This window comes from Rhizobium sp. BK313 (assembly GCF_014193655.1).
Lineage (GTDB): Bacteria > Pseudomonadota > Alphaproteobacteria > Rhizobiales > Rhizobiaceae > Rhizobium.
Genome location: NZ_JACHZQ010000004.1, coordinates 463598 through 485736, shown reverse-complemented (window position 1 = coordinate 485736; position 22139 = coordinate 463598). Strand labels below are relative to the sequence as shown.

Below are 22139 nucleotides of genomic sequence, written 5' to 3'. Positions count from 1 at the left end.
TCCACGACAAGCGCTGCCCTAGTTGTCGGACGCGGTCGAACGAGGCGTGCCGTCGCTTCGCGGACGAGGCATCCCAATGGCAAGCGTCCGGGCAACGAATCCGTTGAGGATGACATCCAATATCTTCAGCAATAATGTCTTCATCCTACCGGGCCTTTCTCACGATGCTATCTCGGCCTTGGCATGAACATAGCGCCGCCAGCCGCCGAAGTCGGTGATATCCAGCGCATCCACAGCGGCATGAGCCTCGCAAAGAAAGCCCGATACCGCAGTGCCGTCATCCAGTGAGATCTTACCAATGCCGAGTGGGGCGGGGATTTTCTGGACGAAGCGGCCGAAGGCTTCGGGTGATACCGCCCAGACCTCAACCTCCACGCCCTTGCCCGAAAAACTCGGGTCGCGCACCATCCCCGGTTTGGGCGGGACGGTTCCCGGCAGCGCGAAGAGACGGTAATCACCAGCCGTTCGGCAGATTTTCAGCCGGTATCCGCCCGAAGAAGTGAGTTCGTGGTTGAGCGGCATGCCGCTCAAATGCGCCCCGACGACGACGATCGGCACCGAACCGTCATCGGCCGGCGGCACTCGGCTTGCCTCGGAGATCACAGCCATGCGGTCCTTGCCCATTCCCACCTTCAAGGTCCGGTGCATGGCGTCGGCGAAGGGGGCGAGGGCATCGTCGGTAAAGGCCGGGCCAATCAACGTCACGCCAGCCGGCAGGTGGCCATCCGCGTCGAAGCCGGCTGGAATGGCAATGGCCGCGCAATCGAGCAGATTGACGAAGTTGGTGTACCTGCCGAAATGGCCGTTTTTCACAATCGGATCGGCCATCATTTCTTCGACCGTATAGGTGGTCGGCGAGGTCGGCAGCATCAGGACATCAGCCTTCTCCCATTCCTCCCTGGTCTTTTGGCGCAGCGCTTCGAGCTTATATCTGCCTTCGAAGGCAGCGACCGCGTCATAGGCTTTCGCGCCCTCGATGATAGTGCGCACGGTGGGATCGAAATCGCCGGCATTGGTAGCGAGAAAGTCCTTCACCGCCGCCAGCCGCTCGGCGACCCAGGGGCCGTTGTAGAGCAGTTCTGCTGCCTCTCGGAACGGCGCGTAGTCGAAGGGAACGATGATGGCGCCGAGCATGCGTGCCCTTTCGATCGCGGCGTCATAGAGGGCTTCGACGTGCTTGTTGCCGAAGAATTCCCGCTCGGCCCCGTCAAGCACGCCGATCCGCAAACCGGAGGCAGGCAGGTTGGCGGGAGCCGCCTTGCGCGAGAACGGATCGGCGGCATCATAGCCCTCCATTATCTTGCGGATCGCAACGCCGTCGCCGACCGTCGCAGCAAAAATGGTGACTACGTCGACGCTGCGGCAAGCGGGCACGACGCCGACATTCGGCACCAGCCCCGGCGTCGGCTTGATGCCGACGAGATTGTTGAAGGCCGCCGGCACACGGCCGGAGCCGGCCGTGTCGGTGCCGAGCGCGAAGCTCGCCAGGCCCGAGGCGACGGCAACCGCCGAGCCGGAGCTCGAGCCGCCCGACACGTAATCCTTGTTGAAGACCGAGCGCGGCGCGCCATGCGGCGAGCGCGTGCCGTTAAGGCCGGTGGCGAACTGGTCGAGATTGGTCTTGCCGATCACCAGCGCGCCGGCGGCTTTGAGCCGAGCCACCACCGTTGCATCCTTGTCGGGATGATAGGCGAAAGCCGGGCAGGCGGCCGTCGTCGGAAGACCCGCTACGTCGATATTGTCCTTGACCGCAAAGGGGATGCCCCAGAGCGGCAGGGTGTCTGGATCGGGCGCCAGCGCCATCAGCGCCTTGGCGGCGGCACGCAGTTCTTCGTCCGGGGTCGGCGTGATGAAGATTGCCGGATCGTCGGAAGCCTTGCGGCGGTGGATCACCTCCTCGACGAGATCGAGGGGCGACAAGCCGGATGCATAGGCGGATTGGAGCGAAGCGAGATCGAGAATGGCAGGGAGCATCAGATTTCCTCCAGCACGACGAGGACATCGCCGGCTTTCACGTTGCGGCCGGGGCCGGCGCGCAGATCGCGGACGCGGCCGGCGGCATGGGCGGTCACATTGATTTCCATTTTCATGGATTCGATTATAGCGAGCGTCTCGCCGGCGACGACCGGCTGACCCTCCTCGACGAGGATCTTCCAGACGTTGCCGGGGACTGCGCTTTCGATGCCGAAGCAGCCTTCGGGGATGTCACCCCCAAGCCCAGGACCGGTGCCTTCGTCGACCGAGAAACTGTCGAGACCGAGATCCTTCCAGCGCTGGCGTTCGGCCTCGAAGGCCGATTGCTGACGGGCCTTGAAGGCGCCGATCGGCTGCGCGTTGGCGGCAAGTTCCGCCTCGTAGGCTGCGTAGGAGAATTCGCTCTCCTCGATGCGGATCGGATAGCCCCCATGAGGGAAGGCGGCACGTGCCTCCGTCAGTTCCTCGTGGCTGACGGGAAAGAAGCGGATCTGGTCGAAGAAGTCGAGAAGCCAGGGCTTCTGTTTGGAGAAAACCTGCGTCTGGCGCCAGGTGTTCCAGACCTGGATCGTCCGGCCGAACAGCTGATAGCCGCCGGGACCTTCCATGCCGTAGATGCACATATAGGCGCCGCCGATGCCGACGGCGTTTTCCGGTGTCCAGGTTCTGGCCGGATTGTACTTCGTCGTCACCAACCGATGCCGGGGATCCATCGGCGTGGCGACCGGCGCGCCGAGATAGACGTCGCCGAGCCCGAGGACGAGATAGCTGGCGTCGAAGACGATATCGCGCACCGCCTGTTCATCGGCGAGGCCGTTGATGCGGCGGATGAACTCGATGTTCGACGGGCACCAGGGCGCATTGGGGCGGACGAGCTCCTGGTACTTGCGCATCGCCAGTTCGGCGTCGGGATCGTTCCAGGAAAGCGGCAGATGTACGACACGGCTCGGGACCTTCACCGCCTGCGCCGGCGGCAGCGATGCCTCGATTTCGGTCAGGAGACCGAGAAGGCGCGTGCGGGTGAGGCCGGTCCCGTCATAGTGGATCTGCAGCGACCGTATGCCGGGCGTGAGATCGACGAGGCCCGGAAGCTTCACGTCCTTAACCGCCTGCATCAAGAGATGCACCCGCAGACGTAGCGCGATGTCGAGCTGCATGGGTCCATATTCGACCAACAGATTGTCGTCGCCCTGGCGGCGATAGACAACGGGGACCGGCCCGGCGTCGTTGCGCCCAATGATCGCGGCACCGGCCTCGTCGCCAATGCGCTTTACGACCGGGCCGGCGATCGGGTCCTCGGTGCGCTTCACCGCATGGAAGCGGATCTTGTCGCCCGGTTTGAGCTGGCCCATCTTCCATTGCTCGTCACGCGCGATCACCGCCGGGCAGACGAAACCGCCGAGACTGGGGCCGTCGGGACCGAGGATGATCGGCATGTCGCCAGTGAAGTCTATCGCGCCGACCGCATAGGCATTGTCGTGCAGGTTGGAAGGATGAAGCCCCGCCTCACCGCCATCGGTGCGCGCCCATTTCGGCGCCGGGCCGATCAGGCGCACGCCTGTGCGGGCACTGTTGAAATGAACCTCGTATTCGGTCGCAAACAGCGTTTCGATGTCCTCCTCCAGGAAGAAGTCGGGAGCGCCATGTGGACCGTAGAGCACACCCACCTCCCAGCTGCGCGAGAAGCGGGCAGGTTCATTAGCCGGCTTCGAAACCGGCTGTGGAGCACGGGCAAGCCGCAGCACATGTCCGGCGCGAAGCGTGCCCGTCGCATGCCCACCGAACTGTCCCAGGCCGAAGGTTGCGCGCGAACCAAGCACCTCAGGGGCCGCAAACCCGCCCGCAACGGAGAGATAGGCGCGCTGGCCGGCCCCCACGATCGCAGCGATCGCTAGCGTCTGGCCCACCTTGACGAGGATTGCGGTGTCATGTGGAACGGGCTTGCCGTCAAGCGCCATCGGCATGTTCGCGCCGGCAAGCGCAATCGTCACATCCGAGAAGAACTTGAGCATCGGGCCGGAGACGGTGAGCTCGATCGCCGCCGTCTCGTCGGCGTTTCCGACCAGCCGGTTGGCGTGGCGGAAGGATCGCTCGTCCATCGGTCCGCTTGGCGGCACCCCAACATGCCACAGGCCCAGTCGCCCGGGCAGCTCCTGCAAGCTCGATTGAGCGCCCGGCGCGATCACCTCGACGACATCAGGCACGAAGTCGAAATCCTTGAGCGCCGTCGTCGCCACATTGCCGCTCGACAGCAGATCCGAAGCCGCGATTGCCTTCAGATAGTCGAGATTGGTCTCGATCCCGGAAATCATGCTGTCTTCGAGCGCCTTGCCGAGCGCCTTGATCGCGGCGGGGCGATCTTTAGCCTTGACGATCACCTTAGCGAGCATGGGGTCGTAATAGGGGCTAACCTCCGTGCCCGTCTCGATCCAGCCATCGACACGCACATTTTCCGGAAAGACGACCTCGGTCAGCAGTCCGGCGCTCGGCCTGAACCCGGCATGCGGCATCTCTGCATAGATGCGTGCCTCGATAGCCGCACCCTTGGGTACGAGGGTTTCGTTGCCGGTGAGCACGTGTTCACCAGCGGCCTGGCGGATCATCCATTCGACAAGATCGATGCCGAAGACGGCTTCGGTCACCGGATGTTCGACCTGCAAACGCGTATTGACCTCGAGGAAGTAGAATTCCTCGCGTGCTGGATCGTAGATGAATTCGACAGTTCCGGCCGACCGGTAGTGGGCGGAAACGCCGAGCGCGATGGCCGCGGCATGCAGGCGGCTCCGAACCGCGTCGGACAATCCTGGCGCGGGGGTCTCCTCGATCACTTTCTGGTTCCGACGCTGCAGCGAGCAGTCGCGTTCGCCAAGCGCAATCACCCGGCCATTGCCGTCGCCGAAGATCTGCACTTCGACATGGCGGGCCTCGGCGACAAAGCGTTCGAGATAGACGCGCGCGTCGCCGAAGCTCGCGCGCGCAGTGCGCTGCACGCTCTCAAAAACCGCTTTCAGGCTTACGGAATCGTCGCAGAGCTGCATGCCGATGCCACCGCCGCCGGCGGTCGATTTCAGCATTACCGGGTAGCCGATGCCGGTCGCAGCCGTCAGTGCATCGTCGATCGTCTCCAAGAGTCCGCTGCCGGGCAGCAGTGGCACGCCACTTTCGCGCGCCAGTTCGCGGGCGGTGTGCTTCAGCCCGAAGGCCGCGATGTTGTCGGGCGTCGGGCCGATGAAGGCGATGCCCTCTTTCGCAAGCCGCTCGGCAAAGCCGATATTTTCCGAAAGAAAGCCGTAGCCCGGATGCACGGCCTCGGCACCGGTCGCCTTGCAGGCGGCGATAACGGCATCGGCGTCGAGATAGCTTTCGGAGGCCGGTGCCGGACCGAGCCTTACCGCCTCGTCCGCCATCAGCACGGCCTTGGAAAAGCGGTCGGCATCGGAATAGACGGCGACGGAGGCGATGCCCATGCGCTGCAATGTCTTGATGATCCGGACGGCGATTTCGCCCCGGTTTGCGATCAGAACCTTCTTGAACATGTCAGGCCTCGCTGTCCCAGACCAGCACCCGGATTGGCGTCGGATCGAAACCGTTGCAGGGATTGTTGATCTGAGGGCAATTGGAGATGACGAGCAGCACGTCCATCTCGGCTTTCAGCTCCACATAATCGCCAGGCGCGGAAATCCCGTCGACGATCGTCATCTCACCGCTCGGTTGGATGGGCACGTTCATGAAGAAGTTGATGTTGGGAACGACATCTCGCTTGCTCATGCCGTGCTTTGAGACTTCGAGAACGAAATTGTCCCGGCAGGCATGGAGATATTTGGTGCCGTGGCCGAAGCGCACCGTATTGCTCTCGCAGGAGCAGGCGCCGGCGGACGTATCATGGCGACCGCAACTGTCGGCGGTCATGGTCAGCATCACTCGGCCTTCATTGGAAATGACCTTCGTGCCGGTCGAGATATAGGCCGCGCCCTGTTCACGCATCGTGTCCTGATTGGAATAGCGCTCGGAATAGTCTTCAGCATTGTAGAACAGCGTGTCGATCGCCTGCTGGCCGTATGTGTCCTCGATGCGGACCGTCTGGCCTTTCCGGATCACCGTCGAGAACGGCGCCTCGGCCGGGATGTAATGGTCCTGCGTGGTGTTTTCGAGCGTGCGGACTGGAGCTGTCTGGATGAAATCGGTCATGGTCTTGCTCCTCCTCATATCGCCGCCAGCGCGTTGTTTTCAAAGCCACGTATGGCCTCGGCGGTCGCGGTCCGGCAAAGGTCATCGGCGGCAGGCTCCGTCGCTGCCATGCGGGTGACGGTCACCCGGTTCGGCTGGTATAAGGGATCCGGATCAAGCGGATGCGGGCAATTGGAGAAGCCTACGATCATGTCCATCTCGGCGCGCAGCTCGACGTTGTCGCCGCCACGCAGGAGTTCCGGCTTCCACAGGAACGCGCCGTCCTGGTCGACACGAACCGGGGCAAAGAGTGCCAGCACCGACGGAATATCGCGCTTGTCGAGCCCGGCCTTGGTGGCAAGCAGGATCAGGTTGTCACGGGTATTGCGTTTGCCTGCCCCATATTTGGCCGCGTTCGACGTAAAGGTGGAGCCGCCCATCAGCCCGTCATGGACACCGGAGGAGTCTTCCGTCACCGAAAACATCACCCGGCCCATGTCGGAGAAGATCACCCGGCCTTTGCCGAGAGCCGTCGTCCACTGCATCTTCACCGTATCGGGCAGGTTCAGCCGCTCGCTGCTGTCGGATGCGCTCCAGGCGACCAGGGAAACCGTGGAGAAGCCATGATCGAGACTGACGCGGAACACTTCGTTCTTTTTGATAGGGGTCGACCAGTACCAGCCACCGGGGATCACTTCGCGGTGGATGATCTTGTCGGGCGCGATTTCAGGCGCCGGCAACGGGCTGGCCCCCGGTAGAGCCTTGGGCGCGAATTCGAGCCCCTTCCTTTGATGCTCTTCATAGCGGGCGCGGTTGGCGGCTATTTCTTCCGGCGAACGTCTGACATGTGTCATGGCTGGATTTCTCCTGACGAAGCCAGGTCGTCCCGGCGATGCCCCGGGGAAGGGACCGGGCCGTCCCGGTCGGGGCTGAAGATCGATGGCGTGCCGGCAACGCGCGGCGGCCAGATGGAAATATCCTTTGTGATGGTCGCGCCGTAGCGCTCCTTCTCCTCCGGCCGGTCGCGGCGACGCTCGAAGGCGACCACTCTTGAGGCGAGCGTGAAGGCCTCGCGCATGTCATGAGTGACCATGACGACGGTCATCTGTGTCTCATGCCAGAGCCGCTTCATCAGCGTATGGATCTCTGCGCGAATACCCGGATCGAGCGCGCCGAACGGCTCGTCAAGCAACAGCACCTTCGGTTTCATGATCAGCGCCTGGGCAAGCGCCAGTCGCTGCTGCATGCCACCGGAAAGCTGCGCCGGATATTTGTCTTGCGCGCCCGCAAGGCCGACTTCGCCGATCAGTTGCCGTGCTTCGGCGATCGCGTTGCGCCGCGCGGCGCCAAAGAGCTTTGCCTTGTGGCGCGCGCCGGAAAATTCCTTGCCGAGCAGCACATTGCCGAGAACGGTCAGATGCGGAAAGACGGAGTAGCGCTGGAAGACGACGCCGCGATCCGGGCCGGGCTCTGCCGGCAGAAGCACGCCGTCGAGCAGGATCTGGCCCCTGGTCGGCTGCTCCTGGCCGAGCAGCATGCGCAGGAACGTCGACTTGCCGCAGCCGGACGGGCCGACCAGTGCTACGAAGGCACGAGAGGCGACGGTCAGCGATACGTTCTCGAGCACGATCTGGTCGCCATATTCCTTCCAGACATTTTCGATCCTGAGTTCGCTCATGCCCGTTTCTCCAGTTCGGACCACGGGAAGACGGCGATGCGGATGCGATCGAGGATGTAGTTCGTCAGTACGGCTAGCAGCGTGATCCAGACGACATAGGGAAAGATGATATCCATAGCCAGATAGCGGCGGACGAGGAAGATGCGGTAGCCGAGACCCGAATCCGACGAGATGGCTTCGGCTGCGATCAGGAACAGCCAGGCGGGGCCGAGCTGCAGTCTGAGGCAGGTGATCAGTCGCGGCAGGATCTGCGGCAGCACGACACGTAGGGCGATCTGCCAGGAGGAGCCGCCAAGCGTCTCGGCCTTGACGATCTGCTCGCGCGGCAATTCCAGCGCCTTCAGCGCCAGGTCGCGGATCATCGTCGGTGCAACGCCGATTACGATGAGAGCGATCTTGGAGGTCTCGCCGAGACCCATGACGATAAAGAGGATCGGCAGCAACGCCAGCGGCGGCACCATGGAGATGACGGCGATAAAGGGAGCGAGCAGCGCCCGCAGATAGGGTAGCATGCCGATCAGCATGCCGATCATCAGGGCAGTCACCGTGGAGATGCCAAGGCCGGCGAAAAGCCGGATCAGGCTCGCCCAGGTGTCCGACCAGAGCAGATATTCGCCGGTACGCTGATCGGCGACGAAGGCCATGCGGTCAATCGCCTGAACGAAGCCGGAAAGATTGGGCAGCAGCTTGTCATTGGCGTTTTCGGCCAGCCGAGCCGTCGATCCGAAGACATAGGCAACGAAGATCAGGACGAAGGGCAGCAGCATCAGGGCAAATTGGGCGCCCCGGCTCGGCTTGGTGTTGATCCAGCGCATCAAGAAAGCTCCGCTGATGAAGGGATGACGCGGCGCGGTTTTCCCGCGCCGCCGGTCGAACTTCGCTCAGAGCGCGCCGTCAGCGGCCGCCTTCATGTAGGTCTCGGTGAAGCGCAGCTTGACGTTGCCGCTGTCGCCGAGAACCTTACCATCGGGCATTTCGATGCCGATAATATCGGCTGACGGCGCACCGTTGCCGAGCAGGCCCTTCTGGAAGAGGAAATTGCGCACCAGATCCATCGTCTTGGGGAGGCTCGGCGACGCCGTGAAGGCAACTGCATCGGCGGGTTTATCGAAGAGCTTGGTCGCGGCGACCTGCGCTTCAAAGCCTTTGAGATCGGTGCCGGAAGCCGACCCCATCGTCTCGCGGGCGGCTTTGCCGTCCGGTGTATCTGCCTTCAACAGCGCCGCGGTCTCATACCAGATGCCGGCCAGCGCCTTGCCGAAGTTCGGATTGTCCTTCAGCACCGTGGTATTGGCGACCATCAGGTCGATGATTTCGCCGGGCACTTGCGAGCTGTCAAATACCTTCTTGGCGGAGGGATCCTCGAGGATGCTGGAGACCAGCGGATTCCAGGTGACCACGGCGGAGACGTCGGGCGTCTTGTAGGCGGCGACCATGTCGGCGTCGGAGGTGTTGACAACCTTCACGTCGCGCTCGCTGAGCTTGATGCTTTCAAGCGCGCGGGCGAGCAGATAATGCGAGACGGAATACTCGACCAGATTGACGTTCTGACCTTTGATGTCGGCAAGACTTGCCTTGTCCTTGAGGATGACGGCGTCATTGCCGTTCGAAAAGTCGCCGACGATGACGGCGGTCGTATCGACGCCGCCGGCGGCCGGAATGGAAAGGCCGTCCATATTGGTGAGCGTAACGGCGTCGAAGGCGCCGGCCGTGTATTGGTTCATTGATTCGACGTAGTCGTTGAACTGGGTCACGTCGATCTTGATGCCGTATTTGTCGGCCCATTTCTTAACGATGCCGTGATCTGCGGCGTAGCCCCAGGGCATCCAGCCGACATAGATAGACCAGGCAACCTTGAACTCGGTCTTCTGCGCGGCATCGGCGGTGGAGCCGAGGCCCAGCATCAGCGAGGCGGTCAAGGCGGTGATGGAAAGAAGCTTCGAAAAAGTCTGCATTGAAATTCCCCTTTTGCTTTTTCTCAAAAAGGGATCGGCAAAAACCATCGCGCCGCCAATCCCTTGGCTTACGAGGTCTCCCGGGCTTTTGTCCCGCCGTGCATCCGGTGGGATTTCTCCCCCACCGGCGGCAGCTCTCGGACCAGCACGCTTTTCGAAGCGCCGGAACCCTAGCCACCAACTCAGCATTTTCCACGCAAGTCGCGTGCCAATTTATAACCTATTGATTTTTATAGGAGTCACTTACCGACGGAGATCGGGCTGGCTGCACTCGATGGCAGTTGCCCAATATTTGAGCGTCGATCGGCGGTTTTGACGGGCAGGAATGTGACTGCGCGAGGCCGGATGGATGCCCACCAGGGTGCAGCGGACCAAATCACCGGCTTTTCGATCGTCGGAACATCGAGCGGTGCGAGCTTACCGCTTCTATCTGTTTTTCACATGGCCTTTGCCGCCGGCTCGACGTTCCATATCGGCGGTGTGCCGGTCGCCGAGGCGCGGCTGGACGTTAACGTCAGCCGCAACGCAACGCTCGACCTCTCCAATCTCGGCCAGTTCGAATGCGGTAGAAAATACCTAAACTGAAATCCGAATTGCGGATTTGGAATTCGCATCCCTTCAAGACCGTATTTATTAACGAGCTTCGATCCGGTTTGCGATGACCGACCCACCTTTCAAAATCAGCGCTAGTTTTTCCTCCGGACGCGTTAATACGCTGACATCGGAAAGTGGATCACCCTCGACCGCGAGGAGATCGGCGAGATAACCCGGCGCAACGCGACCGATCTGCCCCGTCATGCGAAACAAGGCGGCTGCGGTAGTCGTAGCCGATCTAATGATGTCGATCGGCGCCTGCACGGCCGAGCGTATGGTAAACTCTTCAAGCTGGCGGCGATGCATCGAACCGAGGAGATCAGTTCCGTATACGATCTTAACCCCAGCCTCGTGGGCCATCCGCAAGGCATTGATGCCGGCATCCACAACTTCGGCAATTTTGGGCACCATCTTCTCCGGAAGTCCCGCTGCGACACCCTCCTCAGACAAGGCCTTATAGGTGATGAGTGTCGGAACCAGGAAGGCGTCGTATTGCTTGAAGTGCCTAATCGCCGACATGTCCAGGAGATTGCCGTGTTCGATCGAGTCTACGCCGCACATCAGAGCGCGATTGATCGCCTTGGCCGTATAGGCATGAGCCATGACAGGGATGTTGGCGGCATGGGCCTCCTGCACAGCGGCCTGGATTTCCTCGAAGGCGAATTGCGTGCTGTCGATCCGGTCGGTCGGCGAGGCGACGCCTCCTGATACCATGATCTTGATCTGGTTCGCTCCTTTCCGGATTTCCTCGCGGCATGCCTTGCGCATTTCGGCGACGCCGTCGCAGATCGCACTGAGACCGGCGCAGCACAGGCATTCGTTGAAATGCATGTCGCCCGGGCCCCGGATGTCGCCATGCCCTCCGGTCTGAGACAGAGAATGGCCGCAGAAGAGCAATCGCGGCCCCTTTATCAGCCCTTCCTCCACCGCACGCGCCAACCCGAAATCCGCGCCGCCGGCATCCCGCACCGTCGTGAAGCCGCGAAGGAGCATGTCTTCCATAATATTGCGCGCGTGCTGCGCAACATAGAACGGCGACATGCGATTGACCGCGCCGAGATCTGCGGTAACTGCGGTAACGTGGACGTGCGCATCGCAAAGCCCCGGCATGAGCGTGCGGCCGCCGATGTCGACTTCCTGGCCATTGCTGCGCGGCCGGGTGTCACCGATGGAGATGATCCGGCCGTTGGTGATTTCGACGAAACGATTGTCGAGATACGTACCGGCGTCAACGTCGAGAACGCGTGCGTTAGAGATAATGATCGGCTCGCTCATGCTGACATATCCTGAAAGTTCGGAGCGGGATGCGTGCCAAAGGGCATCCTTGTCCAGGGCTGCGTCTATCTGATCTATTCTGCCGCCGGCTTCGATTGATGCGGTTGCTTCACTGGCCGCGGCTTCGCAGCGGACCTGGCAATCGGCAGGGTTTCCGACGGATAGCGATGGCTTTGATCGATCACTGCCGCGTAGTGTTCGGGTCGACGGTCCTGTAGCAGATTGAGGCCGAAAAACTCCTCTGTGCGTGATTTCAGGATCTCTTCCTGCAGGTCGGCGGTGTGAATGACCAGGCCCTCTTCGTCGGCGAGATAGCTCACCACCTTGCCGCGCGGATCGACGATCTGCGAGCCGCCGTAATAGTCGATCTTCTTCGAGTAGGCCGCCTTTTCGCAGTGATTGGAAATCACCAGCCAATTCTGATTGAAGAAGGCATTGCCTTGAGCCGCGGTATCCATGGCCCAGCCGTGGTAGTCGGTGGCGCGATCATGTCCGCGCATCGGCCAGGCTGTCGACATCAGCACGACATCGGCACCCTTGACGGCATAGGTGCGCAGTAATTCCGGAAAGCAGAGATCATAGCAGATGATGCTGCCGAAGACGCCGAGTGGTGTCTCGAATACCGGCATCTCCTCACCCGGATTGAAATAGGGGAACTCGAACTGGTTGTGTACCTTGCGGTAGATGCCGATCACGCCTTCGGGCCCGATGAGCGCGGTGGAGTTATAGATAGCGTTTCCGTGCAGGGCACGTTCCGCCATTCCCAGCTGGATAAGCATGTCGTGCTTGCGCGCCAGCGCGGCGATCGCTTGCGTCGATGGGCCGGGGATCGGTTCGGCCTCGCGGAAATAATACTGTTTCTGCTCCGCCTTTGCCTTGCCGGAAAGATCGAAATCCGCATAGCCCTGCAGGCCGGCCTCTGGGAGCACGAGAACATCCACCCCCTTGTCGGCTGCCTCCTCAATCAGCTCCGTGAAGCGCTTCAAGTTCTGCTTCTTGTCGTGAACGATTTTGACATTGGCTGCGGCGAGGGTCGCGACGGTCATGGTTTCGATCTCCTTTGGTCACGCAAGCGGTTGGTGCGCTATTTGATCCTGATTGAAGGCAAGTCTCATGAGGCCGGCTACCGCAGCGTCATCGGTGGCCCTGACGGTGAAGGCCGAGCGCCCGGTCTGAATGAGGCAGAGGTCGTCGGCGAAATCTCGCGCCCGCGCTATATTCTGCTCGACGAGAAGCATCGTCAGCCCAGAGGCTCTGAGCTTGCTCAGATGGCCATAGATCTCGTCGACGATACCGGGTGCGAGGCCCAGTGACGGCTCGTCCAGAAGCAGAAGCTTCGGGCGTTCGACCACGGCGCGTGCCAGCGCGACCATCTGCTGCTGGCCGCCGGACAGCAGCGTCACCGGATCGGCAAGCCGCGATTTCAAGGCCGGAAACAGCTCAAGCGCCTCTTCGAGACGGTCGTAGGCGGATTTCGGCAGACCGACGACGATGTTTTCGAACACGGATAGCTGCTTCAAGAGACCGCGGCCCTCATGGACGGCGGCGATCCGATGTCGGCGGACGCGTTTCGGCGTTGCCAGACGCTCGCTGACTTCACCCTCGATGCGGATGCCGCCGCTAGTGCGGATCAATCCGAGCACAGAACGGATCGTCGTGGTCTTTCCCGCGCCGTTGGTGCCGACGAGCGCCATGCACCGGCCTGTCTGCAGCGAGAAGCTGACGTCGAAAAGCGCCTGCGTTCGACCGTACCATGCAGATAAATGTTCCACCTCAAGCATGAGCTGCCTGCCCAAAATAAGCGATTTTGACGAGCGGATTTTCAAGGACTTCGGCCGGCGTACCCCTGGCGATGACCCGGCCTTCCGCCAGCGCCACGCAATCCTCGCAGAGCTTGCGGACGAGATCGACATCGTGCTCGATGACGATAAGTGTGAACGGATTTTCGGCATGGTAGCTGCGCAGCGTGTCTACCAGCCGTCGGCGTTCAGCGGCGTCGAGACCAGCTGCGGGCTCGTCGAGCAGCAGGACTTTCGGCCGCACGAGCAAGAGCCTGGCGATCTCCACCAGTCGCCGGCTGGCAAAGGGTAGCTCCGAAGCGAGGCGACGGGCATCCGCCAGCAACCCCAGCCCCGCAAGCGTCTTCGTCACGGCGGCGATGTCGCGCGCGCGGCTGCGCTGCTGCGACGGCAGATTGAGAAGCTGCGCCATCAAAGGCGGTTGCGGAAGGCGTTCGCAGCCGACGAGAACATTGTCGAAGACGCTCTCCCGCTCCAGCAGGCGAACAGTCTGGAAGCCACGAACGATTCCCATTTCCGCCCGCGCCCGCGCCGTGGACGACCTGATGTCCACGGCATCCAGCGCCAGCGTACCTGACGTCATGGCCGTAAAGCCGGAGATCGCATTGAGCAGCGTGGTCTTTCCGGCGCCATTGGGACCTATCAGGCCGGTGATCATGCCCGGTGCGAAATCCACGCTCACGCCGGCAACCGCTGCCACTGCGCCGTATTGCACTCGAACATCGCGAACGCTGAGATTTCCATCCACGGTGCCTTTAATCATTGCGGCTCCCTTCCGATCCGAAGAGACGCAGAAGGCGCGAGAAACCTTCAGTTAGGCCGCCGGGAAGCAGCAGCGTAACGACGATCAGCACCACACCACCGAGCAGCGGAAAGAGATTGGTATAGCCGAGCGCCGTGAACGCCTCCGGAACCAGCACGATGTATGCGGCCCCGAGCCAGGCGCCGATGGATCGACCGGCACCGCCGAGGATGACCGCGACGAGGAAGTTCACCGAACCGAAGAGATCGAAGGTGGTCGGTGACACAAAGCCGGCGATATAGGCATAGAGGCATCCGGCAATCCCCGCGAAAACGGCGGACATGATGAAAGCCGTGATCTTGGTCGTAACGATGCGAATGCCGACAGAGGTGGCCGCTAGTTCGGAGTCCCGGACTGCAAGCATGCGGCGGCCGATCTGGGATCGCGAAATCTGGATTACCAGCAGAGTCGCGACAGCCGCAACCGCAACGGCGAGAACATAGGCGTGCAGGGGCGTGACAGAGCTGAAGCCACCGATCTCCAGCTGTGGCACCGCCATACCCTGCGAACCGCCGGTCGTCTCGCCGCTGTGGTTGATAGCCCAGATGAAAAGCTCTCCGAAGAGCAGCGTCACCAGTGAAAGGCGAAGGCCGGAAAGCCGCAGCGTCGGCACGGCGACAACCGCGCCGGCGATGATTGCCAAAAGGACGATCACCGGAACCTGCAGCCAGATCGGCCAGGACCAGTTCGCCATCAGCGCGGCCGAGTAGGCCCCTAGTCCGAAGAAGCTGGCGTGGGAAAGGGAGAGCTGGCCTGTTCGGCCGAAGACGATATCGAGACCCAATGTGGCGATCGCGTAGATCGCGACCTGGGTCGCGAGATACAGATAGTAGTCGTTCAGGATGAGCGGCAGCGCGACAGCGAGGCCCACCGTCAAGGTGCACCTGACGACACTCCGCAAGCGGCCGTTGTCAGCAACGCTTACATTCGCGTCCGATGCGGAGCTTGCCGGTATCGGTATATCAAGCGCGGGCTTCATTGCGTTCGTCCACAAAACGTTTCGGCATCAAGGTGAGGACCGCTACGACCAAGATAAATAGCGCCGGCACGCCTCCAGCCTCGCCGAAAAAATAGATGGCAAAGGCCTGGTAAAGCGCGATGAAGAATGCGGCGAGGATCGGCGGCCAATATCGCTCAAGGCCACCGATCATCCCGGCAATGAAGACGTTGATGACCAAGGGCGTCATGTAGAAAGAGCTGACGGAAAGTCGGCTGGCAAACATCATTCCGGCAACGGAGACGAGCAGACCCGAAAGCGCCCAAGTCCAGGTGCGCAACGCCGGAACGGAAATGCCGGCACTTTGTGCGATATCTGCGTCTTCCGCCGCCGCGCGCAGGGAGATCCCTAGCGTGGTGTGCCGCAGGATGAAATGGCCCACAATCACGAACACCACGCCGAGGGCGATGGCCAGGAGGTCGTTGGCGTTGATGAAGACGCCTCCGACCGTCCAGGAGATGTCGGACAACAACCTGAGATAGCTACGCGCGCTGGTACCGAAGATCAACTCGGCGAGGGATGTCAGAAGAAGAAGCTCGCCGAGCGTGACGACAAAGTCGAGGCCTTGCCGGTGGGCTATCCGCCGGATGATGACCAGGTCGGTCAGGGCGGAGATGACCACCGCGGCGGCCGTTGCCGCAAGCACTGCCAGCCAGATTGGCCAGCCGTTCTCCGCGTAGAGCCAGTAGCTGCCGAAAGCAGACACCATACCGATCTGACCATAGGCGAAATTGATATTTTTACTGACCTGGTAGACGATCAGGACTCCGAGCAACATGATCGCATAAAGCGCCCCGGTCGCTAGGCCGCTGAGCGCCACCTGCAGAAGTGTCGCTAAGTTGATACTGGCCATCATCAAGGCTTCCCTTGTTGAACGGGTAACTATTTGACGGACGTGAACGGCATGACTTCTTTAGTCTTGTCGCCTTCGAGCTTCACGAGCCCGACTGCATTCACACCCTGTCGCAGTTCAGGTCCGAAACTTATTGGGGGCAGAATGCCAGTCTCGAAATTCTTCATGCTTTCCAAGGACGCCATCAGGCAGGAGCGCGTCAGAGCCTTGCTATCTTGAAGGGCCTTGACCGTAATCTGCGCTTGGCTCCAGCCAAGCTCTTCGAACTTGCCCGGATCGCGGCCGGTTTTCGCCTTGAAGTCGGCGACGAATTTTTTGACCAGCGGGTCCGAGCTATCGAGTTTTGCGGTCTCTTCCGCAATGATCATGCCCTGCGACAGATGGCCAAAGCCCTTGATGTAGTTCTCGTCGTCCATTCCGGCCCACGCCGCCGTCTGCGGCTTATAACCGATGCGAGCCATGGATTCGAGCAATTGACCGGTATCGGCGTTAGTGAGGATCAGGAACACCCAGTCGGCATTGGCGTCACGCAATTGCGTTGCGATCGGCGTCAGATCGGCTGTGCCGGGCACTTCAGGAATATAGTTGACCTTGACGTCGGTGCCTTTGACAGCAGCGTCCATACCGGCTTTGGCATCGTCGCCGACATTGCCCTGGACGCCGACGAGGCCGAGCGACTTCGGCTTGAAATTCTTGACCACATAGTCGGTCATGATCTGAAATTCGGTGATGTAGTTGACAGCCGTCATGAAGACATGCGGTGCCTTCATCGTCCCGAGCTCGCTCGACGGGGCATAGGGGGCGATCGCCGGAACGCCGGATCGCTCAATAAAGGGAACGGTCGCGAGGAAGTTTGGCGTTCCTTCGCCACCGGCGATCGCGAAGACACCCTCGCGCTGAATGAGGGTGCGGATCTGCTGCTGTGCAACCGACGGCGTATATTGATCATCGAGGACGGTGTATTTGATCTTTCGTCCTTGAATGCCGCCAGCGTCGTTGATGATGTCGAAATAGGCTTGGGCGCCATCTCGCGCGCCGATACCACCAGCTGCTGCTGATCCGCTCAGAGGCATCAGCGAGCCGAGCTTGATTTCCGTCTTGGTGACGCCGGTGGTTTTTTCCTTCGGATCGCATTCCGTCGCATGTGCGACGCTGGCGAGGAGGGCGCTTACGGTTGCAATCGAGGCAAGAAGCCGCATCGATCGGCGAGAGGCATTAAGATTAGACTTTCTTGTGCACATTGCGGTTCCCTTCTTCGTTGGCTTTTCATGTCTCTTGGTCGTCCATGGCAGGTATAGCGGAGCTGTTGATCGGAGCTCTGAAACTGCGATTGTCCTGCTCGTTTTTCGTTGATGAAAAATAACTGCCCTGGGCGCGGAGCTTCTGTGAAATCGTATCGGCTGCGGCGACGATGAGGTCTCCGTAGCGGTCAAAACCATCGCCGTCGCTCGCCGTCCCGAGAAAGCTGAGGCTGATGCCCGCTATCGGCGCGCCCGTGACATCGACGATAGCAGCACCCACGCCGCAGACCCCGGGATAGCTTTCCTCCATCATCGGGACCCAGCGGCGCGCGCGATGCTGATGCAGCTGACGATCAAGATCGTCGCGTGTCTGCAGCGATTGCGCCGTAAGCCCTGTCAGTCGATCGACCCCCAAGATCCGATCGAGCTCAGACCTGTCCATCGACATCAACATTGCTTTTCCGGTCGCGGTGGTGGCTGCCGGCAGGCGATCGCCAGGCGTCCAGAGGAACCGTATTGGCTGACTTCCCTCGCGCACGCCGAGAATGATGATCTCGTCACCATAAAGCTTGCCAAGGTAGGAGGTGAACCCCGTCTGCTGCGTGAGACCGAGCATCGTTTGATCCGCGATTTTCGTGAGCGGATTATCGGTCAAATAAAGCGCGCCGACTTCGCAGGCGGTGACACCGATGCGGTACTTCACACCGTCCGCCGCCCGCTCCAGGAATCCGGCCTGTTCGAGCGTCGTCAGTATCCGCGTCACAGCAGTCCTGGACACCTTCAGTTTCCTGCAGATCTCGGCCGTACTCAGCTCCGTTTCGCCGCGCCGGAATGCGCGCAGAACCTGAAGAGTCTTTTCGACGGTCTTTAAAGTCTCGCTCATAGTGTCCGATATTCGGTCATTGCGTCCTGTAATCGGATAGTAACGGCAGAGGGCGCTGCCGTCAATGCGGCACTGCACAAATATTTTGCTTGCCTATTTTTTGATCTGGTTTCTAATCGGTGTGCTTTTGCTTGCCTCTTGCGCGTGCATTTCTGCCTTGCCGCTGGCGCGTCGCAACGGAGATCAGGCCCGAAAATCAGGAAATTGACGATGCAGCAGCTGTTGACCTTGCTTTCCCAGCCCAATCAGCCCGATTGCCTCTACAATGCGCTTCGTGATGCACTGGCCGAAAGGGTTGGCCACAAATTGCTGACGCTCCTCTGCGTCGACGGCACGACGATGACACGCGTCTATTCGACGCGACCGGACGTCTACCCAGTGTCGGCACCCAAGCCGATGGGGCCGACGGCCTGGGGGGAGCAGGTGCTGCAAAAGAAGGAACCCTTTCTCGGCACCAATATGGATGCCATAAGGTGGGCTTTTTTCGATCACGAACTGATCGCGAGCCTGGGACTCGGATCAGCCATCACCGTTCCTGTGGTGTATAACGACAAGTCGCTCGGTTCGATGAACCTGCTTCACGAAGAGCACTTTTACCGGCCCGAACATTTGGAGCTTGCCATGCCCTACGCTCCATTGCTCATACCCGCGTTTTTGGAGCCTTTGAGGCCAGATCGTCTGTGATCCACGACTGCCTTTTTAAGCTCTTATAAGCGCCACGGCTGTTGTTACGTTGGATGCCGCGCTCAGTATTTCCTCCTGCCAACTTTGAATTACCGAGGAGTTTGCAGCAGAACTACTCAAACCATATCGACTTGACTGATCCGATTGTCACAAATTTAATGTTCTTACCCGATGGTTGTGAAAACATAGCCGCACCCGAAGCAATTTGCTTCGACTGCTGGCACGAGCGCAATGAGTGCGTAGCGAGTGCAGGCACGCCGTTTGACCGTGGTCGAAGCGTTGGAAATCAACCCTCTTGCAAATAGTCGCGACGCCCCGATCCAAACGGCGTTGCTGATGGCTAAGCCGCAATGCGCATGCTGATCTGGGTGATAAGGGTAGGAGAAAGAGTGCTGTGGGGGAGTTTTTTGAAAGCAAAGCTGGAAAGCAGCTTGCCGCGCTGGTCGCCGGTGCGCTGTTCCTTTGGACTGTTGGGCTTGTTTGGCACGTTCATATTTTTGGCACGTTTCGACAATTCGCCGGCGACACAACGGACATGCTTTTCCTGACCTTCTTCGTCGCGGGTCTGGCCAGTTTCATTTACTCACTGCTTCGAATCTTCGATCTACGCAAAGAAATGCTGCGACAGCAGGAGCACGGAAAACGGGCGCATTGGATCGCCACACACGATCATTTAACGCGACTTCCAAACCGATACGCGTTCGAAAAGTTCGAAGTCGTGCAAGCTCTCAGAGATGATGAAAACAATTCCCTTCCGACGGCGACGGTGTTTTCGGTTGATCTTGATGGATTCAAAAAGGTGAACGATCTGGTTGGTCATCAAGGCGGAGACTTATTACTGCAGGAAGTGTCAAAACGCCTATCTGCACTCGCCGCTGAATCTTGCGTATTTCGCTTTGGTGGTGATGAATTCATCGTTGTGGCTCGAGGATTGGCTGCCGACAAAGACGAGAGATTTGCGAAGCTCATCATTCATTCCGTCAGTCGATCCATCAGGATTGGCTCGATATGGTGTCAGGTCGGAGCGAGCGTTGGCTATGCCCGCTGGCCGGAACAGGGGCAAACGCTCAACGACGTGTGCCATAGATCCGATATCGCTCTTTACGAAGCCAAGAGCAGAGGCGCGAATACCGCCATGATGTTCCACGAGGAAATGCAGCTCAAGGTGACGGCACGCGCTAAGCTCGAAGGGCAACTGCGCGATGCGATAGAAGCCGGCCACATCAGACCGTTTTATCAGCCACTTGTTGATCTGCGCTCAGGCGATGTATGCGGTTTCGAAGCGCTTGCACGATGGACGGACGAAGATGGCATAAGCGTTTCGCCACAAGTGTTTATTTCCATCGCCGAAGAGACGGGATTGATCACGCCACTGTTCCAGCAACTCCTGAAGACGGCGTGTAGCGATGCTAAACATTGGCCAGAGCATGTCTCCCTCTCGTTCAACTTGTCGGCTGTTCAGATGGAAGACCGGCTTCTCACGTCGAGGATCCTGAAAATACTCGACGACGCTGGGCTGGATCCAGGACGTCTGGAAGTGGAGATCACCGAAAACGCGCTCATTCAGGACCCGGAGCTTGCTGCATCAATAGTTGATGATCTTCACAAGGCAGGCATACAGATTGCGCTGGACGACTTCGGAACCGGTTATTCGAGCTTGGCACAATTGGCGCGATATCGGTTTGACAAGATCAAGATCGACAAAAGTTTCGTCAAGGCATCGCGCGACCATGACGATAGACATGAAAAAATCGTTCAGGCGCTCCTCAACTTGAGCCGAGGGCTTGAGATCAAGACAACGGTTGAAGGCATAGAGGAGAATGGTCAGATGGCCTACTTTGTGCACGAAGGATGCGATATCGGCCAAGGCTATCTCTTCGGCAAAGCAATGCCTTTCGCAGACACACTACTGTTTTTACGAGATCGCCGTGATGTGCTTAAGGCGGGTTAATCTGGGATTGCCCGGCGGAGCACAGGCTCCTAGTCAAATGATATAGCGTAGCCCTGCCTTGGCCGAGGTCGTCCGCAGGCCGCCGCCAACTCTGTGCTTCAAGACCGCCGATGGTCAAAAGGCGGCGACCTGTCGTGCCGGTCGCCGCCTTTTCGCTGTTGCATTTGACCGAAAAGTCCCGACTGCCAGCTTAGCGATTATCCCCACGCAGTGCGGCTATCACGGCATCCGTGACTTGTGCGGTATTGGCTGCGCCTCCGAGGTCCGGGCTCAGATGTTCCCGGCGGCTGGTGACCAGCTCGATCGCCTGCATCAATGCGCGCGCGCTGGATGGCTCGCCGAGATGTTCGAGCATAAGGCTCGCCGTCCAGAACGAGCCTAGCGGATTGGCAATGCCTTTTCCCATGATGTCGAAGGCCGAACCATGAATCGGTTCGAACATCGAGGGACGGTGCCGCGAAGGGTCGATATTCGCGGTCGAGCCGATACCGAGCGAACCGCCGAGCGCTGCGGCAAGATCCGACAGGATATCGGCATGCAGGTTGGTCGCAAGCACGGTGTCGATGCTTCCGGGCTTGTTGACCATGCGCTGTGTCATCGCATCGACCAGCATCCAGTCCACGGTAAGATCGGGATAGCCGTGGATCACTTCGCGCACGACTTCGTCCCAGAGCACCATGCCATGACGCTGCGCGTTCGATTTGGTGACGACCGTCAGAAGCTTGCGTGGGCGCGAAGAGGCGAGTTCGCAGGCAAAGCGGGCGATGCGCTCGATCCCCGCTCTGGTGAAGACGGCGACATCCATGCCGACCTCGATCGGCAGGCCGCGATGCGCGCGACCGCCGACGCCGGCATATTCACCTTCGCTGTTTTCGCGAACGATGACCCAGTCGATCTGTTTGCCGAGTTCTGGGCGGAGAGGACCAGTGAGGCCCGGCAGCAGGCGTGTCGGGCGTACATTGGCGAATTGGTCGAATCCTTGGCAGATTGCCAATCGGAGCCCCCAAAGCGTGATGTCGTCCGGGAGGTTGGGATCACCGACGGCGCCAAAATAGATCGCGTCGAAGCCGGCTATCTGGGCGAGCCCGTCTTCCGGCATCATCCGGCCGTTAGCCCTGTAGTAGTCGGAGCCCCAATCGAAGCTTTTGAACGTGAAGGAGAGGCCCGGCTGGGTCTCCGCCAAAGCTTCGAGGACCCGTACGCCGGCTTCCACGACCTCGGTTCCGATTCCGTCGCCGCCGATGACGGCAATATTGTGTGCGGACATGTTCGTTTTCCTATCTCAG

General features: G+C 60.2%; 19 protein-coding genes and 1 riboswitch. Of the genes, 3 read left to right on the top strand and 16 right to left on the bottom strand.

The window, feature by feature from the left end:
- Positions 1–159: 159 nt before the first annotated feature.
- The 7 genes from atzF to FHT86_RS22445 all read right to left on the bottom strand — a co-directional run bounded on the left by atzF (position 160) and on the right by FHT86_RS22445 (position 9774).
- Positions 160–1974 carry an allophanate hydrolase gene (gene atzF / locus FHT86_RS22475; RefSeq protein WP_133709679.1) on the bottom strand — a complete coding sequence of 605 codons (1815 nt, stop codon included), beginning with the start codon at positions 1972–1974 and terminating at the stop codon, positions 160–162.
- A complete protein-coding gene (gene uca, locus FHT86_RS22470; protein WP_133709678.1) occupies positions 1974–5510 on the bottom strand; it encodes an urea carboxylase in 3537 nt (1178 codons plus the stop codon). The genes atzF and uca overlap by 1 nt, the downstream gene beginning before the upstream one ends.
- A 1-nt stretch (position 5511) precedes the next feature.
- Complete coding sequence (locus tag FHT86_RS22465) at positions 5512–6162, bottom strand: urea amidolyase associated protein UAAP2 (RefSeq protein WP_133709677.1); 651 nt, start codon at positions 6160–6162, stop codon at positions 5512–5514.
- Positions 6163–6176: 14 nt separating this feature from the next.
- On the bottom strand, positions 6177–6995 hold the full coding sequence (locus FHT86_RS22460) for an urea amidolyase associated protein UAAP1 (protein ID WP_133709676.1): 819 nt from the start codon (positions 6993–6995) through the stop codon (positions 6177–6179).
- Complete coding sequence (locus tag FHT86_RS22455; protein WP_133709675.1) at positions 6992–7819, bottom strand: ABC transporter ATP-binding protein; 828 nt, start codon at positions 7817–7819, stop codon at positions 6992–6994. Before FHT86_RS22455 ends, FHT86_RS22460 begins: the two co-directional genes overlap by 4 nt.
- A complete protein-coding gene (locus tag FHT86_RS22450) occupies positions 7816–8634 on the bottom strand; it encodes an ABC transporter permease (RefSeq protein WP_133709674.1) in 819 nt (272 codons plus the stop codon). Before FHT86_RS22450 ends, FHT86_RS22455 begins: the two co-directional genes overlap by 4 nt.
- A 66-nt stretch (positions 8635–8700) precedes the next feature.
- Positions 8701–9774, bottom strand: coding sequence for a putative urea ABC transporter substrate-binding protein (locus tag FHT86_RS22445; protein ID WP_133709673.1), 1074 nt, complete (start codon positions 9772–9774; stop codon positions 8701–8703).
- 75 nt (positions 9775–9849) lie between these two features.
- Positions 9850–9959: riboswitch (guanidine-I (ykkC/yxkD leader) on the bottom strand.
- A 160-nt stretch (positions 9960–10119) separates the two neighbouring features.
- Between FHT86_RS22445 and FHT86_RS22440 the strand changes: the two genes are divergently transcribed.
- Complete coding sequence (locus FHT86_RS22440; RefSeq protein ID WP_133709672.1) at positions 10120–10359, top strand: hypothetical protein; 240 nt, start codon at positions 10120–10122, stop codon at positions 10357–10359.
- A gap of 48 nt (positions 10360–10407) precedes the next feature.
- Here FHT86_RS22440 and FHT86_RS22435 read toward each other — a convergent pair whose 3' ends face one another.
- The 8 genes from FHT86_RS22435 to FHT86_RS22400 form a co-directional block, all read right to left on the bottom strand.
- Positions 10408–11643 carry a metal-dependent hydrolase family protein gene (locus FHT86_RS22435; RefSeq protein WP_133709671.1) on the bottom strand — a complete coding sequence of 412 codons (1236 nt, stop codon included), beginning with the start codon at positions 11641–11643 and terminating at the stop codon, positions 10408–10410.
- 74 nt (positions 11644–11717) lie between these two features.
- Positions 11718–12689 carry a carbon-nitrogen hydrolase family protein gene (locus tag FHT86_RS22430; RefSeq protein WP_133709670.1) on the bottom strand — a complete coding sequence of 324 codons (972 nt, stop codon included), beginning with the start codon at positions 12687–12689 and terminating at the stop codon, positions 11718–11720.
- 18 nt (positions 12690–12707) lie between these two features.
- Complete coding sequence (locus FHT86_RS22425) at positions 12708–13424, bottom strand: ABC transporter ATP-binding protein (RefSeq protein ID WP_133709669.1); 717 nt, start codon at positions 13422–13424, stop codon at positions 12708–12710.
- Positions 13417–14205 (bottom strand): ABC transporter ATP-binding protein, encoded by a 789-nt coding sequence (locus FHT86_RS22420; protein WP_133709668.1) that lies wholly within the window; start codon positions 14203–14205, stop codon positions 13417–13419. The genes FHT86_RS22425 and FHT86_RS22420 overlap by 8 nt, the downstream gene beginning before the upstream one ends.
- Positions 14198–15223 carry a branched-chain amino acid ABC transporter permease gene (locus FHT86_RS22415; RefSeq protein ID WP_133709667.1) on the bottom strand — a complete coding sequence of 342 codons (1026 nt, stop codon included), beginning with the start codon at positions 15221–15223 and terminating at the stop codon, positions 14198–14200. The genes FHT86_RS22420 and FHT86_RS22415 overlap by 8 nt, the downstream gene beginning before the upstream one ends.
- A complete protein-coding gene (locus FHT86_RS22410; protein ID WP_166656905.1) occupies positions 15207–16094 on the bottom strand; it encodes a branched-chain amino acid ABC transporter permease in 888 nt (295 codons plus the stop codon). Before FHT86_RS22410 ends, FHT86_RS22415 begins: the two co-directional genes overlap by 17 nt.
- 29 nt (positions 16095–16123) lie before the next feature.
- Positions 16124–17335, bottom strand: a complete 1212-nt coding sequence (locus FHT86_RS22405) for an ABC transporter substrate-binding protein (RefSeq protein ID WP_166656904.1) — start codon at positions 17333–17335, stop codon at positions 16124–16126.
- 25 nt (positions 17336–17360) lie between these two features.
- Positions 17361–18218, bottom strand: coding sequence for an IclR family transcriptional regulator (locus FHT86_RS22400; protein ID WP_133709664.1), 858 nt, complete (start codon positions 18216–18218; stop codon positions 17361–17363).
- Positions 18219–18428: 210 nt separating this feature from the next.
- Between FHT86_RS22400 and FHT86_RS22395 the strand changes: the two genes are divergently transcribed.
- Both FHT86_RS22395 and FHT86_RS22390 read left to right on the top strand, forming a co-directional pair.
- Positions 18429–18902 carry a GAF domain-containing protein gene (locus FHT86_RS22395; protein ID WP_133709663.1) on the top strand — a complete coding sequence of 158 codons (474 nt, stop codon included), beginning with the start codon at positions 18429–18431 and terminating at the stop codon, positions 18900–18902.
- 394 nt (positions 18903–19296) lie between these two features.
- Complete coding sequence (locus FHT86_RS22390; protein WP_133709662.1) at positions 19297–20853, top strand: putative bifunctional diguanylate cyclase/phosphodiesterase; 1557 nt, start codon at positions 19297–19299, stop codon at positions 20851–20853.
- 190 nt (positions 20854–21043) lie between these two features.
- On the opposite strand, the gene FHT86_RS22385 is transcribed toward FHT86_RS22390, so the two are convergent.
- A complete protein-coding gene (locus tag FHT86_RS22385) occupies positions 21044–22120 on the bottom strand; it encodes a tartrate dehydrogenase (RefSeq protein WP_133709661.1) in 1077 nt (358 codons plus the stop codon).
- Positions 22121–22139: the final 19 nt, after the last annotated feature.